This window comes from Vibrio sp. Y10_XG_PY6, assembly GCF_024181795.1.
GTDB classification, from domain to species: domain Bacteria; phylum Pseudomonadota; class Gammaproteobacteria; order Enterobacterales; family Vibrionaceae; genus Vibrio; species Vibrio diabolicus.
This window is the reverse complement of the sequence record NZ_JAMZAQ010000002.1, coordinates 434,884-449,983: the sequence shown is the minus strand read 5'-3', so window position 1 is coordinate 449,983 and position 15,100 is coordinate 434,884. Positions and strand designations below refer to the sequence as shown.

Genomic DNA, 15,100 nt, shown 5'->3' with positions numbered 1-15,100 from the left:
ATCAATCACCCAACTTTATTTTTCTAAGTTTCGGGCTGTCCGAAAACATATCTTGATGCGTCGTCAACACGACAATACCGCCATTATCAGCGTGACTTGCGAACAAAGATTCAAGCACTTTGACGCCTTGCTTATCGATGGCGGTCAACGGTTCATCTAAAATCCATAAAATTTGCTTACTGAGCCATAACCTTGCTAATGCCACTCGTCGTTGCTGACCTGCGGAAAGCTGTGCTACAGGCACATCTTCTCGACCGGCTAAACCAACTTGAGTTAAAGCAGTGAAGATTTCTTCGTCAGAAGAGCGGTTATTTTGAATAGATTGGTAAAAACGTAAGTTTTCTAGTGCGGTAAGCTCTCGTTTCACTCCAGTTTGATGCCCTAAGAACAGCAGATCTTGATGGAAAACATCACGAGATTTTTCAACCTCTTCTCCTTTCCACTTAATGATGCCTTCTTCTCTATCACCTAAACCTGTCACAATACGTAGTAAAGTAGTTTTGCCAGTACCATTGCGCCCTTCTATCTGGACCAATTCACCAGGCTTAATTTCAAACTGCAGGTTTTCAAACAGGACCCTCTCATCACGGATCGCTGTCAGGTTAGATACTTCTAACATAGAGCTTCAACTAAAAAATGAACGAAGCGCTATATTAGCACAGCTTAGTTATGACAAAACAGGATAAGAGGGCTGGGATGTATGTAAGTTCATGTATTTTTGTTAATTAATCGTCACACTTTAATAAAATTAACTATAAGTAGTTATAAGCTCTCATTTTAACTTGGGGAGCGAGTGCTAAGAATGAAAATAGCTTAAGGTAATCTAGGGCTATATTGCAAAAAGATAATTAGTAACCGAATACAAAAAAAAGAGGCTTATCGCCTCTTTTTATCGCTTTAAAACCTTTAGCGTCGACGACGTCCACGCGTCGGGTATTCTGCATCATCTGATGGCTGACCGCTTAGTGGTGGAATTTTCTCTTTTCCCGCCAGTTTTTTCTGTAGTGAAAGCATCAATTCCGCTTCAGCTTTTGGCAGTTCACACTCTTCAATGAGCTCATTGATATCTGCACCAAGCTGTACCATTTTAGAAGCTCGACTGTACAAGCGACCATCAGTATCAGCGTGCTCGAGTTCACGAATTCTCTCGTTTAGGTGCTGAATAATGTCTTGTTGTTCCGTTACTTTTTGTCCAAGACCAACGACAACCGAACGCACTTCGAGTAACTGCTTACTCAACTTTTGTACTTCTTTATCTACATGTCGAGACTGTGCTCGTTGCTGGTCTACTTGCTTTTGCAACCCCGAGCGAATGCGCAGTTGCAAAACAACCAACACCAACACGATAAAAGCGACGCCACCCGCAAGGAATGGAACAGATAAAAGAGTCTCTTCAGCCATCATTATTCAGCCCATTATAGGTGAGCCATCTCGTCCCATTCGTCATCCGTTAGGAGCTTGTTCAAATCCACAAGGATAAGAAGTTTGCCGTCACGGTTGCTCACACCTTGGATGAACTTCGCGCTTTCATCAGTACCAACAGAAGGCGTCGTGTCAATTTCAGAAGAACGTAGGTAAACCACTTCTGCCACACTATCTACCAAAATACCAATCACTTGACGCTCTGACTCGATCACAATAATACGAGTATTATCTGTAACTTCGCCTTCCATCAGGCCGAAACGCGAACGCGTGTCGATAACAGTAACCACGTTACCACGCAGGTTGATGATACCCAGAACATAATCTGGCGCACCTGGAACGGGTGCAATTTCAGTATAACGAAGTACTTCACGAACTTGCATTACGTTGATGCCGTACGTTTCTTCTTCTAGCTGGAACGTCACCCACTGAAGAACTTCGTCATTCGATGCATCTTTCTTCACTTCTACTTCAAAAGCTTGAGACATAGTTAATCCTCGTTAATGTCGTTCCCGACTTAAATCTAATTCAGTGATTTGACATCTAAACCGGCGTTTAGCATGTCAATGAGCGCCTGGACATGAATTAAGGCGCACATTTTTTCTTTTACCATGCCCGCTAGCCAAGGGCGCTTACCCGCCTGTTCACGCCAGCGAACCTTGTCGATATTGAGCGTTTCCGTCCCCATTAGTTGGTTACTGGCCAGCCCCCACATGCTCTCTCCAAGCATGACAACGTATTGGTAATTATCTTTGTAACTGTCATCGCGAAGCTTATCTGCCATCACCCATTTCGCGGTATCGACGACATCAAACTGTTGCTCACGATTTGTTTGTAGCCCCAAATACCAGGCGGGCTTTCCTATCAAATGGTTAAGCTCGCTGATGCGATGAATACCACCTAACTCATCAAGCGGTACGGCAAACGTGACATCATTCACATCAAAGTAAAGCACTTGAAAATCTTCACTTCGCTTCGTGCTTTCCCAGTCAGTTGGTATTTCGGAACCTGTTTGTGTCTCGAGCTCGGTATCAACGTTCGATTCTATATTGACATCATGCTCAATCACCGATTGAGGTTCAACCAGTTCTGGCTGAGTTTCCTCAAAAACTGGCGCATCAATCACCCAGTCTTGTATCTCTTCAACTGTTTGTAACTCGGGCGCCTCACTAACGGTTTGTACGTCTGGCTCAGCCGCTTTTATTTCTGCTGCAATATCAATCGTATTTTGTTCAAGAATACTATCAATATCTAACTCGGCTACAGGGTTGCTTGCTTCAAGCTGACTTAATAACCTTTGCACATCTTCCAGATTTGGGGCTTCCAATTCTGGCGGGTACGCTTCTTGAAACTGGTAAGTTTCCGGCTCCGAGTATTGAAACTGCAATTCTGGCTCTGGCTCTGGCTCTGGCTCTGGCTCTGGCTCTGGCTCTGGCTCTGGCTCTGGCTCTGGCTCTGGCTCTGGCTCTGGCTCTGGCTCTGGCTCTGGCTCTGCAGATGATATTTCTTGAGCCAGCAAGTCAAGCTCTTCCTCAAGAGTCGTTGCTTCAGCCTCATCACCCAATAGCGCATTAAAGTAGTCATCAAGCGCTTGTTCACTGGAAAGCACGTCGTTACTGCTCATCGAACGCTAACCTCTCCAGGTAAATCAGTAACTGTTTATACGCAAACACACCACGACTACCAGATGCAAAATGCGATGCTGGCAAATGCTTTAAACTAGCATCACGGAACTTGGTATCAATCGGCACCGCAGAGGTCCATACTTGATTTGGGTAATCTTTCTTCAGTTGCATCAATGTTTGCAAAGACGCTTTGGTGCGCTTGTCATACATTGTTGGAACGATAGTCACTTTGAAACCACCCGGACGAGACTTTTGCATAATGGTTAACGTGCGCATCATGCGTTCTAAGCCTTTCATCGCCAAAAACTCGGTTTGAACGGGAATCAAAATTCGGTCACTGGCGGCCAGTGCGTTGACCATCATCACACCAAGAATTGGCGGGCAGTCAATCAACACATAATCATAGTCTTGTGAGACCGCTTGTAGAGCTCGTTTTAAGATCAGCCCCATCCCACTGCGATTCCCCATGACACGATCAAGCGTCGCAAGAGACATATGCGCGGGAATGATATCCATCCCTTCCAGTTTTGTCTCTAGGATTAACGGCCTCACCGTTTCACGAGAGAATGTCTTCAACTGGAATAAATCAAACAGGCTCGAAGTTACTGCGTCAGGATCATAACCAAGATAGGTAGTCAGTGATGCGTGAGGGTCAGTATCGACCATCAGTACGCGATGACCTTTTTGACTCAGCAAACCCGCTAATGTCACTGTTGAGGTGGTTTTACCCACGCCACCTTTCTGGTTAGCTACACTCCAAACAATCATGATGAATCCTACGCTAGGCCAACTTCCACCAACATGCGTTCTGCAATGCGGTCAAGCGGTAAATCTTCTGAAGAAATGCCTGCTTTAGCAACAGCTTGGGGCATACCATAAACAACACAACTTTCTTCATCTTGAGCCCAAATAGTTGAGCCTGCAGACTTCAACATGCGAGCGCCTTCACGACCGTCTGCACCCATGCCTGTCAGCACTAGAGAGAGTACTTTGTCACCGTATACTTTGGCTGCAGAACCAAAAGTCACATCCACACATGGTTTGTAGTTCATGCGGTCGCCGCCATCAATGATACGAAGACGAGCAGCCCCTGCTCGACCATCCACCATCATTTGCTTACCACCTGGAGCCAGGTATGCCACACCTGGCTGCAAGACGTCGCCATCTTGTGCTTCTTTCACTTGAATCTTACACAAGGTATTCAAACGGCTGGCAAATGCAGCAGTAAAGGTTGCTGGCATATGTTGGATCAATACGATCGGATGCGGGTAGTTCATCGGTAAACGCGTCAGAATTTTTTGCAAAGCAACCGGACCACCAGTCGACGTGCCAATTGCGGTCAGTTGATACTTCTTACCAGAGGCTCGGAACTTTGCCGCAGCCGGTCGAGCAGGAGCTGGAGTCGCTGGCGAAGCCGTTCTTGAGCCTAGTGGACGAGCTGCCGCACTGGTACTCGCAGCAGCGCGAGTGATTGGTCGACGCATAAAAGCGCGCTTCGAAGCAATCTGAATAACTCGTTGCTGAAGCAGTGATACCGCTTCTTCGCGGTTACGTGCGATGTCTTCAAACTTTTTCGGTAAGAAATCCAATGCGCCCGCATCTAGCGCATCAAGCGTGGCTTTCGCCCCGTCATGAGTCAGGGACGAAAACATTAGGATTGGCGTTGGAGCCGCTGCCATGATTTCACGCACAGCGGTAATGCCATCCATCACTGGCATTTCAATATCCATCGTGATGACGTCCGGTTTAAGAGATTTGGCTTTCTCAACCGCCTCTCTGCCATTTACCGCAACGTCAATCACTTCTAGGCGCGATTCTGAGTTGATGATTTCGCTCACGCGACGTCGAAAAAAACTCGAATCATCAACGACTAGTACTTTAATCGCCATCTTATTCCTTTTAATAACGTCAGCTTTGCTTAAAGGCGTGAAGCCGCAGCATATCGCTTAAGTAAATCAGGCACATCTAGAATTAATGCAATATGGCCATCGCTAGTGATTGTTGCACCAGCCATGCCCGGAGTGCCTTGCAATAGATTATCGAGTGGCTTAATAACCACTTCTTCTTGACCAATAAGCGTATCCACAACAAAACCAACGCGCTGGTTACCGATCTGTACAATAACCACATGACCGTGACCAGTACGCTCTTCGACGTTTTGTGATTTGGATGCTAACCAGTTCTGTAGGTAAAATAGCGGGATAGATTTTTCACGCACAATGATCGTCAACTGACCATCTACCACGTTTGTGCGACTCAGATCCAAGTGGAAGATTTCGCTCACCGAAGCCAGTGGTAGTGCAAACGGATGACCGCCAACGCCAACCATCAGTGTTGGTAGGATCGCAAGCGTCAGTGGTACTTTGATGGTGATCTTAGTGCCCTTACCTAGCTCAGAATCGATATCGATTGAACCATTTAAGGTGTTGATCGCCGTCTTAACCACATCCATGCCAACGCCACGGCCAGAGATGTCAGAAATTTTATCTTTACTTGAGAAACCTGGCGCAAAGATAAGGTTGAAGCACTCTTTGTCTGTTAAACGGGCCGCCGCATCTTCGTCCATCATGCCACGCTTAACCGCGATACCACGCAGTTTGTTCGGGTCCATACCGCCGCCATCATCCACGATGGATAGCTCAATGTGATCCCCTTCTTGTGATGCAGACAAAATCACTTTACCTGTGCGTGATTTACCTGCTTTCGCACGGTCGTCTGGCATTTCAATACCGTGGTCAACCGAGTTACGAACCAAGTGAATCAATGGATCGGCCAATGCTTCTACAAGGTTTTTATCGAGATCGGTTTCTTCACCGCGCATTTCCAACACAATGTCTTTATTTAGGTTGCGCGCCAAGTCACGGACAACGCGTGGGAAACGGCCAAATACTTTCTTGATTGGCTGCATACGCGTTTTCATTACCGCGCCTTGCAGATCCGCCGTTACGACATCAAGGTTGGCGACCGCTTTGGACATTTCTTCATTGTCGCTGTTCAAACCAAGGCTTAATAGACGGTTTCGGACCAATACAAGCTCACCTACCATGTTCATGATGGTATCAAGCGTCGAGGTATCGACACGAACGGTTGCCTCGGCCTGAGGCTTTGTAACCGCTGGCGCTTTCGCCTCTTCTTTCACCGCGACAGGTTTAGATTCTGGTTTTGGTGCTGGAGCCGGAGTTGGCGCTGCTGGTGCTGGCTTAACCGCAGGCTCAGGTTTCGCAGGGCTTTCCTCTACGTTTGCTGATGCCGGCTTCGTTGCCATATCCAGTTCTTCTAGCGTAGGACCTTTGCCCGCACCATGTAGCTCATCGAGTAACTTTTCGAACTCTTCGTCCGTCATTAAGTCACTATCTTGATTTGCTGACGATGCAACTGGCGCAGCTGGTTCTGCCGCTTTAGGAGGTTCTGCTGGTGCAGATGCTGCAGCCTCTGCCGCTGATGGACTTTTGCCAACGCCGTGAAGTTCGTCAAGTAGACGCTCAAATTCATCGTCAGTGATATCGCCACTTTCAACTGATGGCGCACTTGATTGAGGGGGCTCAGATGGCGTTGTTGGTGTCGCAGGTTCTGAAGCGCCTGGAGCTGAGCCTTTACCATGAAGCTCATCCAGCAGCTTTTCGAATTCGTCTTGGGTAATTTCATCAACAGAGCCGACACTTGACGCTGGCGCGGCAGGTTCTTCAATAACAGGCTCAGGAATGACAGGTTCAGGAGTAACCACTGGTTCTTCAACCACGGTTGCAGCGACTTCATCTTCTGATTCAGGTTTACATAGACGATGAAGTTCTTCAAGAAGGGCAGGATCCGCAGCTTCCAATGGCTCACGATCTTGAACAGCTTGGAACTGGGTATTGACCGTATCCAACGCTTTTAGCATCGTATCCATTAAGTTTTGCGTGACCGTGCGTTGGCCGTTTCGTAAAACGTCGAACACGTTCTCCGCACCATGACAAGTATCGACTAGCTCTGCCAAAGACAGGAAGCCAGCACCGCCTTTTACGGTGTGAAACCCGCGGAAAATTGCATTAAGTAAGTCTTTGTCTTCTGGGTTATTTTCCAATTCAACCAACTGCTCAGAAAGCAGTTCGAGAATTTCCCCAGCCTCAATGAGAAAGTCCTGAAGAATATCTTCGTCTAAATCGTAGCTCATACGTTACCTTTAAAATCCAAGACTGGACAACAAGTCATCGACTTCGTCCTGCGATGAAACCGCATCTTCTCTCAGTTCTGGATGAAGAATCGGGCCTTCGGCTTCGCTTGTTTGTGTATTCTTTTTATCTGCCGGTTCTGACAAAACTTGAATGTGTTCTTCAGGTTTATTTCCAGAGAATACGGTTAGGATTTCCACTAAGCGGCCTTCTACTTCATTTACCAACGTAATTACGCGGCGAATAATCTGGCCAGTTAGGTCTTGGAAGTCTTGCGCCATGAGAATTTCGGTCAATTGACCACGCAACTCAGTGCTGTCACCTTCGACTTGAACTAATAGCTCGTCGATTCGGTGACAAAGTGCTTTGAATTCGCTTAATTCGATGCGCCCGTGCATGAGTTCATTCCATTGAGGACGAACTTTCTGAAGGCAATCATGCAGGTTGTCAGCGATAGGAAGGCAGCAGTCGACTGCATCCATCGTTTTGTTGGCTGCTAGCTCTGTCTTCTCGATCACATAATTAAGACGATCCCTTGCGTTAGGGATTTCGTCTTTCGCAATTTCGGTCATGCGCTGATCGAGACTGAACTGCTTGAGTGATTCGTGAAGGTCTCGAGTTAAGGCTCCAATTTCTTGCAGCATTGGATTCTCGGCACCTTCGTAGATCGAGGCAACAAGCATATTGGCTTGGTCTTGTTCCCCGTTTTCTAGCATTTGAACGAGTGACTTCGCCTGCTCTAGTGAGATCATTCTGAATAGACCCTTTTACGTTTAGTTCTTCTTATCACTTTAAAAACGCTAAACGAGTCATTTAATAGGTATTTAATAATTGGTATGAATGACTCGAATAACAAAGAGAAAAAGAGAGAGTTATAAACGCTCGAAAATTTTATCTAATTTTTCTTTTAATGTTGCAGCAGTAAATGGCTTAACAATGTAGCCGTTTACGCCTGCTTGAGCAGCTTCAATGATCTGCTCACGCTTCGCTTCAGCCGTGATCATTAGAACTGGCAAATGCTTAAGTTCTGCATCCGCGCGGATGTGTTTAAGCAAATCGATGCCTTGCATACCTGGCATGTTCCAGTCAGTTACAACAAAATCGAAGTCACCTTTTTTCAGCATTGGTAATGCGGTTAAACCATCGTCCGCTTCTTGAGTGTTATTGAAACCCAAGTCACGAAGCAGGTTTTTAACAATACGGCGCATTGTTGAGAAATCATCAACAATAAGGATCTTCATGTTTTTATTCAAAATTGCCTCCACTGAATCGTAAAATCAGTGTTTTTAGTCATTTTGTGTCCACGCACTGAGCTTGGTGCGCAAACGTTGCATCGCTTGACTCAGTATTTGACTTACGCGAGATTCGCTTACGCCTAACACATCGCCAATTTCTTTCAAATTGAGTTCTTCATCATAATAAAGCGAAAGTACCAAAGCTTCACGCTCTGGAAGCTGTTTTATTGATTCAACCAGTGCTTTTCGAAATGATTCATCGGCAACCCCTTTAAACGGGTTACTGTCATCAGTTTCATCTGCAGGTGAAATCACATCATCAGAAACGCCTAAATCTTCAATACCGACTAATTTTGAGCAGTTGATATCGGTCAGAGCACTATGATATTGATCCAGTGTCATACCGAGATGCGTGGCTACTTCAGAATCAGTAGGATCTCGATTTAATTCGCCTTCCAGTTCCGCAATCGCTTGGTTAATCTCTCGATTATTTTTATGAACAGAACGCGGTACCCAATCGCCTTTGCGCATGTCATCTAACATTGCGCCACGAATACGGATACCTGCATAAGTTTCAAAGCTCGCACCTTTAGAACCATCATAATTCTGCTGAGCTTCGATAAGACCGATCATGCCGGCCTGAATTAAATCCTCTACCTGAACACTCGGCGGTAAACGGCCTAATAGGTGGTGAGCAATGCGCTTAACCAACACTGAGTAGCGCTCTATAAACGCTTGCTGGCTATTAAACTTGCCATGTTGGTCATAGGTTATCGCTTTATTCACCAAAAGGGTCCTCTGCGAATTCGGTACGATTTAGCAACCTTTCCACAAAAAATTCCAAGTGTCCACTTGGTGTTTTCGGTAGTGGCCACGTTAACGCTTTGTTTGCTAGTGAGCTAATAGCTAAAGCGGCAGGTGAGCGAGGGAACGCATCAACGACAATTTTTTGTCTTTTTACAGCCTGTCGTACTTTATCATCTAATGGAATACATGCTACGAGTTCAAGGCTGACATTCAAGAATCGCTCTGTGACTAGCGTCAACTTTGCAAACAATTCTCGCCCTTCTCGGTAGCTTCTGACCATATTTGCTACAACTTTAAAGCGTTGGACCTGGTGTTCTTTACTTAACAGCTTAATTAACGCATATGCATCTGTGATTGAAGTTGGTTCATCACACACAACCACAACGACATCTTGAGCTGCTCGCGAAAAACTGATTACCATGTCAGAAATGCCTGCGGCGGTATCTATCAGCAGGACATCCATTTCGTCTTCAAGACTACCAAATGCTCGAATGAGTCCAGCATGTTGAGCGTGAGAAAGCTCAGTCATGCTCTGCGTGCCAGAAGTTGCAGGGATTATCTTTATACCATAAGGCCCTTCGACAATCGCATCTTTTAGCTCACATTCACCCGCTAAGACATGTCCTAGATTGCGTTTTGCACGAATTCCGAGCATCACGTCCACATTGGCCAGACCTAAATCAGCGTCGAGAACCATCACCTTCTTGCCTTGGCGAGCCATACAAATCGCCAGACCCAGTGTTACGTTTGATTTCCCCACACCACCTTTGCCGCCAGTAACAGCAATCACTTTGGTCAACGATGGTTGTGTTAAGCGACGGAGGCCGCTTGCTTGATCGTGTATCATATTCTCAGTCATAGTAGTCCGCCGCCTTAGAGTCCTTCACTGTCACTGTTCCAAAAGTGAGGTTCGTTCTCTGTCGACTTCTCTAACAGTTCATTTGCTTTCGCAAGCATATATTTTGGTTGCGCTATCACAATGTCTTCTGGCACGCGCTGACCATTAGCGATGTAAGCCACTGGCATTGCGTTTTGAATCACTACACTGATGAATTCGCCTAGACTTAATGACTCATCAAGCTTCGTCATAATACAACCCGAAAGTGGTATGCGTCGGAAGTGATCCAGCGTTTCTTGTAGAACGCGACGTTGTGCGGTAGCTGGCAAAACAAGGTAGCTGTGAATCACTTCTCCGCTCTCTTGCATTAGAGTATCGAGCTGCTCAGAAAGCCTGACATCTCGTTGCCCCATCCCTGCCGTATCGACCAAAATCAGTCTTCTGTTTCTTAGCTGATATATAACATCGGCTAACTCGTTAGAATCTTTAGCAACTCTTACGGGACAACCCATGATTCTTCCGTAAATTGAGAGCTGCTCATGTGCACCTATGCGATATGTATCTGTTGTCACAAGGGCCACATTGTCGGCACCGTATTCCATGGCGGCACGTGCTGCGAGCTTCGCAACGGTGGTTGTTTTTCCCACCCCCGTCGGACCTAACAGTGCGACCACACCACCACGTTTTAAAATGTCCTGTTTAGGAATATTGATTTGATCCGCCACCAGCGACAACAACGCTTTCCACGCTCGCGCTGGTTTTGTATCTTCCGGGATATAGCACGCCATTTGGTCTGCTAACTCCGGAGAAACGCCCATACGCTCTAAGCGCTTAATCAGCATTGCTCTGAGCGGCTCTCGACGTTCCACTTCCTGCCACATTAGGCCAGAGACTTGATGCTCTAGAAGACGACGAATTGACGTCATCTCTTCGCGCATACTCTCCAGCTCATCAGCAGACTCTTCTCGCTCATCACTTGGACGGCGGCGATCATAGCGTGTCGGATCCAACTTCGGCGTTGGACGCTCAAATCGATTATCTTGTGCGATTAACTTCGCCAAAGGTGAATCTGGTTGATATGGCGCTGGCTTTTCTTGGTTGTAGCCGTCGCGATGCTTATTCTGGCGTTGCAATAAAGCAGAGAGCGAATCTTCATTTTCCGCTACATGATCGTCAGCATCTGCTGCACCACCACTATATTGCTTAAGCATGTTAGCGAATCGCTGCGTCATCGAGCCTGTTTTTTCGTTGTTACTGTTGTTACTGTTCAGGCTAATTTTATCTTCATCTAAATGACGATCTTGATAACGATCAGCAGAAGACGATGACATTTGACGATGTTCGTTATAGCGATTCGATTGAGAAGCACCGCGATTTTGTTGTGACGCTGCGCTTGCTTGAGACGGGTTAGATTCACTATCTATCGCCGCAACAATCGCCACCCCACCAGCCACTTTCTTGTTTGACATGATCACCGCTTCCGCGCCTAACTCCTCTTTCACTTGGAGCAGCGCCGTTCTCATGTCTTTGGCAAAAAATCGCTTTATTTTCAAACTATGAATCCATTAATGATGCGTGAGATCAGTTACCCACGGCTTGCACAATTCTGATCTGTTTTTCATCCGGGATTTCTTGGTAAGACAGTACCCGGAGATTAGGTATTGTGTTCTTCACAAATTTCGCCAACGTCGAGCGTAATACACCGGAAGTAAGCAGAACGGCTGGCTCGCCTTTCAATTCTTGTTCCTGTGTCGCTTGGCTTAGTGAAGACTGCAATCGTTCAGCGAGCCCCGGTTCAATCCCCGCAGATTCGCCTCCTGATGCTTGCATAGTTTGATGCAATATTTGTTCCAGTTCAGGTATCAAAGTAATCACTGGCAGCTCAGGCTCTATACCATTGATTTCTTGAACAATTAGACGTTTCAGACTAATTCGAACTGCTGCCGTCAATATGTCAGCTTCTTGACTCTTACTTGAGTACTCAGCCAAAGTTTGAACAATCGTGCGAATATCGCGGATTGGAATGGCCTCGTTTAACAAGTTTTGTAGGACTTTCACCACCACACCTAATGGTAATTGGTCAGGAACAAAGTTCTCAACCAACTTAGGCGCGCTGCGTCCTAACATTTCTAATAAATTCTCTACTTCTTCATGACCAATCAACTGCGATGCGTTATTGGTCAGTAACTGGCTCAGGTGCGTCGCTAATACTGTCGATGAGTCAACAACCGTATAACCTAACGCCTGAGCATGCTCACGCTGATCTTCGCGAATCCATACGGCTTCCAGTCCAAATGCAGGGTCAATGGTTGGCTCGCCATCAATCATGCCATACACCTGACCTGGGTTAATCGCTAGCTCTTGATCCGGACGAATCTCAGCTTCGCCGACCGCAACCCCCATTAATGTGATTCGATAGCTGTTTGGCGTCAGTTCAAGGTTGTCACGTATGTGAACCGCAGGGATTAAGAACCCAAAATCTTGCGATAGCTTTTTACGCACACCTTTTACGCGCTCTAACAGTTCTCCGCCTTGGTCTCGGTCCACTAGCGGAATCAAGCGGTAACCCACTTCTAGGCCAATAATATCGACTGGCTGGACGTCGTCCCAAGAAAGCTCGCGTTGTGATGAAGGCTCTGCACCTTCGTCGGCTTTCGCTGGTAAAGCCGGTTCTTTCGCTTTCTGCTTTTGGCGTTTATCGATGAAATACGCCGCCGCGCCAGCTGCGACCGCCAGACTCAAAAACGCAAAGTGTGGCATGCCCGGTACGATGCCCATCACACCGAGAATAGCTGCGGTAATCATCAGTGCTTTTGGGTTGTCGAACATCTGGAAGACCAGCTGTTCACCCATGTCTTCATCGGTGTTTTGACGCGTCACCATCATCGCCGCTGCAATCGACAGCAATAGCGATGGTATCTGTGCAACTAGGCCGTCACCAATCGTCAGCAAAGTATAGATTTCAATTGCCTCACCGAAACCCAATCCATACTGCGCCATACCGATCGACAGACCGCCGATGATGTTGATAAACAGAATCAAAATACCGGCAATCGCGTCACCTTTTACGAACTTCGAGGCACCATCCATCGAGCCGTAGAAATCCGCTTCTTTGGTCACTTCAAAACGACGAACTCTTGCCTGTTCTTGGTCTATCAATCCAGCATTTAAGTCCGCATCAATCGCCATCTGCTTACCTGGCAACGCATCAAGGGTGAAGCGAGCACTTACCTCAGAGATACGACCCGCACCTTTGGTCACCACCATAAAGTTGATGATCATTAAGATAAGGAAAACCACTAAGCCGACCGCGTAGTTACCACCAATAACGACATTACCAAACGCTTCAATTACGTTACCTGCCGCGTTGCCGCCTTCGTGACCATGCAGTAAGACGACACGTGTCGAGGCAACGTTCAGCGCCAAACGCAACAAAGTCGCTATCAGTAGTACCGTCGGAAAAGCGGCGAAGTCCAACGGACGACGTGTGTAAACGGTCACTAACAACACCACCATCGACAACGCGATGTTAAAGGTGAAGAACATATCCAGCAAAAAGGCTGGAATAGGCAGCACCACCATCGCTAAGGTGGCCAAAACCATCACCGGCGCGCCAATAGCTGGCATTTCACGCTGAGGGATTCGTGGCAATTTATCTGCAAATGGCAGGCTTAACTTCATACTACGAGAGATCTCAATCGATTGAAGCGTCACGTTAGCTCTTACTATTAATACGCGACCGCTTTGGCCTAAAAGTTTAGGTATGGTTGATAATTAAGGCGTTTTAAGCAAGCTATGTACCATAATTAACGCCAAAATAATGACTAAACACTCAAGTAGAGCTTAATATCTGATTCAATTAGCCTTTTTAGAATTAGGCTTCTTTTAGCATTAGTGCCGGTGTTCTGGCGGGATTGGCAAATCGTAATCCTGAATTTTGGGGCGCTGACCACCTCGCTTTCGGTATTGCTTCAACTGGAATACAAATGCCAAAACCTGAGCCACCGCAGTAAACAATCCATCGGGGATCTCTTGTTCTAGCTCGGTAGTATGGTACAGCGCACGAGCAAGTGGCGGAGCAGGTACAATTGTGATGTCATGCTCTCGGGCGACTTCTCGAATCTTCATTGCCATGTGATCGGTGCCTTTAGCGATCACTACCGGCGCACGGTCTGTCTTCTGTTTATAACGAAGCGCAACCGAAAAGTGCTCTGGGTTGGTAACAATAACATCAGCCTGAGGAACATCTGCCATCATACGACGTTGAGCCGCTTCTCTTTGCAGCATACGAATGCGTCCTTTGACCTCTGGCTTACCCTCGGTTTCTTTATATTCGTCTTTGACTTCTTGCTTGGTCATTTTTAACTGATCGGCGTGCTGCCAGATTTGAAATGGAATATCGATGGCAACCACGATCAACAGTGAACAGCTGATCAACAAGATAAAGTTCAGCAGAATATCTAAAGCATGGAAGATGTTTTGCGGATACACATCCATACTTAATTGAATCAGATCCGCCTGCGATGCTTGGATCAAATAGATCGCGACACCAGTAACCAAAACCACTTTAAGTATTGATTTGATCAACTCTACCCAGCTTTGCATTCCCACCATCCGCTTTAAACCGCTAAGCGGATTCATTTTCGACAGCTTTGGCATGGCCGCTTGAGCAGAAAAACTGATTCCTCCCACACCCGCAGCACCAATCATGGCGGCAGTAAACAACGTAGCTAGCACCAAAAATAGAGGGAACAACAAATCGGTCATCGCCCCTAAAGCAATGTCAAATAGCTTTGCCGTATCAAAAATCTCTTCTCGTTGAAGATCAAATAAACGGCTCATGATGGAAAACAGTGAGCGTGCTAACGCCTCGCCAAACCACATCAGTGAAATGGCGCCAACGATCAGTACAGATGCTGATGCAAGTTCTTTAGACCGAGCAACCTGCCCCTTTTCTCTGGCTTGTTGTAACCGTCGGGGCGTGGCTTCTTCGGTGCGTTCCTGACCGTCTGATTCTGCCAA

Annotated in this window: 14 protein-coding genes; all 14 read right to left on the bottom strand. The window is 46.7% G+C overall.

Annotation, left to right across the window (positions count from 1 at the left end; genetic code table 11):
- Nucleotide 1: 1 nt before the first annotated feature.
- The 14 genes from ccmA to flhB all read right to left on the bottom strand — a co-directional run bounded on the left by ccmA (nucleotide 2) and on the right by flhB (nucleotide 15,100).
- Nucleotides 2–619, bottom strand: a complete 618-nt coding sequence (ccmA, locus tag NL644_RS10415; protein ID WP_012841536.1) for a cytochrome c biogenesis heme-transporting ATPase CcmA — start codon at nucleotides 617–619, stop codon at nucleotides 2–4.
- Between the two features lie 287 nt (nucleotides 620–906).
- Nucleotides 907–1,401, bottom strand: a complete 495-nt coding sequence (locus tag NL644_RS10410) for a DUF2802 domain-containing protein (RefSeq protein ID WP_046875563.1) — start codon at nucleotides 1,399–1,401, stop codon at nucleotides 907–909.
- Between the two features lie 14 nt (nucleotides 1,402–1,415).
- Nucleotides 1,416–1,910, bottom strand: a complete 495-nt coding sequence (locus NL644_RS10405; protein ID WP_005380507.1) for a chemotaxis protein CheW — start codon at nucleotides 1,908–1,910, stop codon at nucleotides 1,416–1,418.
- 35 nt (nucleotides 1,911–1,945) lie between these two features.
- Entirely contained in the window at nucleotides 1,946–3,046 is a 1,101-nt protein-coding gene (locus NL644_RS10400) for a chemotaxis protein CheW (RefSeq protein ID WP_074191669.1), read from the bottom strand.
- Nucleotides 3,036–3,815, bottom strand: coding sequence for a ParA family protein (locus tag NL644_RS10395; protein ID WP_006741712.1), 780 nt, complete (start codon nucleotides 3,813–3,815; stop codon nucleotides 3,036–3,038). Before NL644_RS10395 ends, NL644_RS10400 begins: the two co-directional genes overlap by 11 nt.
- Nucleotides 3,816–3,823: 8 nt before the next feature.
- Nucleotides 3,824–4,936, bottom strand: a complete 1,113-nt coding sequence (locus tag NL644_RS10390; RefSeq protein ID WP_047008842.1) for a chemotaxis response regulator protein-glutamate methylesterase — start codon at nucleotides 4,934–4,936, stop codon at nucleotides 3,824–3,826.
- Between the two features lie 29 nt (nucleotides 4,937–4,965).
- Nucleotides 4,966–7,200, bottom strand: coding sequence for a chemotaxis protein CheA (locus NL644_RS10385; RefSeq protein ID WP_253658366.1), 2,235 nt, complete (start codon nucleotides 7,198–7,200; stop codon nucleotides 4,966–4,968).
- A 9-nt stretch (nucleotides 7,201–7,209) separates the two neighbouring features.
- Nucleotides 7,210–7,950, bottom strand: a complete 741-nt coding sequence (locus tag NL644_RS10380; RefSeq protein WP_006741709.1) for a protein phosphatase CheZ — start codon at nucleotides 7,948–7,950, stop codon at nucleotides 7,210–7,212.
- A 120-nt stretch (nucleotides 7,951–8,070) separates the two neighbouring features.
- Nucleotides 8,071–8,439: a chemotaxis response regulator CheY gene (cheY, locus tag NL644_RS10375; RefSeq protein ID WP_017635949.1), complete on the bottom strand. Its 369-nt coding sequence runs from the start codon at nucleotides 8,437–8,439 to the stop codon at nucleotides 8,071–8,073.
- A 45-nt stretch (nucleotides 8,440–8,484) separates the two neighbouring features.
- Nucleotides 8,485–9,219, bottom strand: coding sequence for an RNA polymerase sigma factor FliA (locus NL644_RS10370; protein WP_048625854.1), 735 nt, complete (start codon nucleotides 9,217–9,219; stop codon nucleotides 8,485–8,487).
- Entirely contained in the window at nucleotides 9,212–10,099 is an 888-nt protein-coding gene (locus tag NL644_RS10365; RefSeq protein ID WP_005380498.1) for a MinD/ParA family protein, read from the bottom strand. Before NL644_RS10365 ends, NL644_RS10370 begins: the two co-directional genes overlap by 8 nt.
- Before the next feature lie 14 nt (nucleotides 10,100–10,113).
- Nucleotides 10,114–11,631: a flagellar biosynthesis protein FlhF gene (flhF, locus tag NL644_RS10360; RefSeq protein ID WP_012841533.1), complete on the bottom strand. Its 1,518-nt coding sequence runs from the start codon at nucleotides 11,629–11,631 to the stop codon at nucleotides 10,114–10,116.
- Nucleotides 11,632–11,659: 28 nt separating this feature from the next.
- Entirely contained in the window at nucleotides 11,660–13,759 is a 2,100-nt protein-coding gene (gene flhA, locus NL644_RS10355) for a flagellar biosynthesis protein FlhA (protein ID WP_041853026.1), read from the bottom strand.
- A gap of 210 nt (nucleotides 13,760–13,969) precedes the next feature.
- Nucleotides 13,970–15,100: a flagellar biosynthesis protein FlhB gene (gene flhB, locus NL644_RS10350; RefSeq protein ID WP_006741705.1), complete on the bottom strand. Its 1,131-nt coding sequence runs from the start codon at nucleotides 15,098–15,100 to the stop codon at nucleotides 13,970–13,972.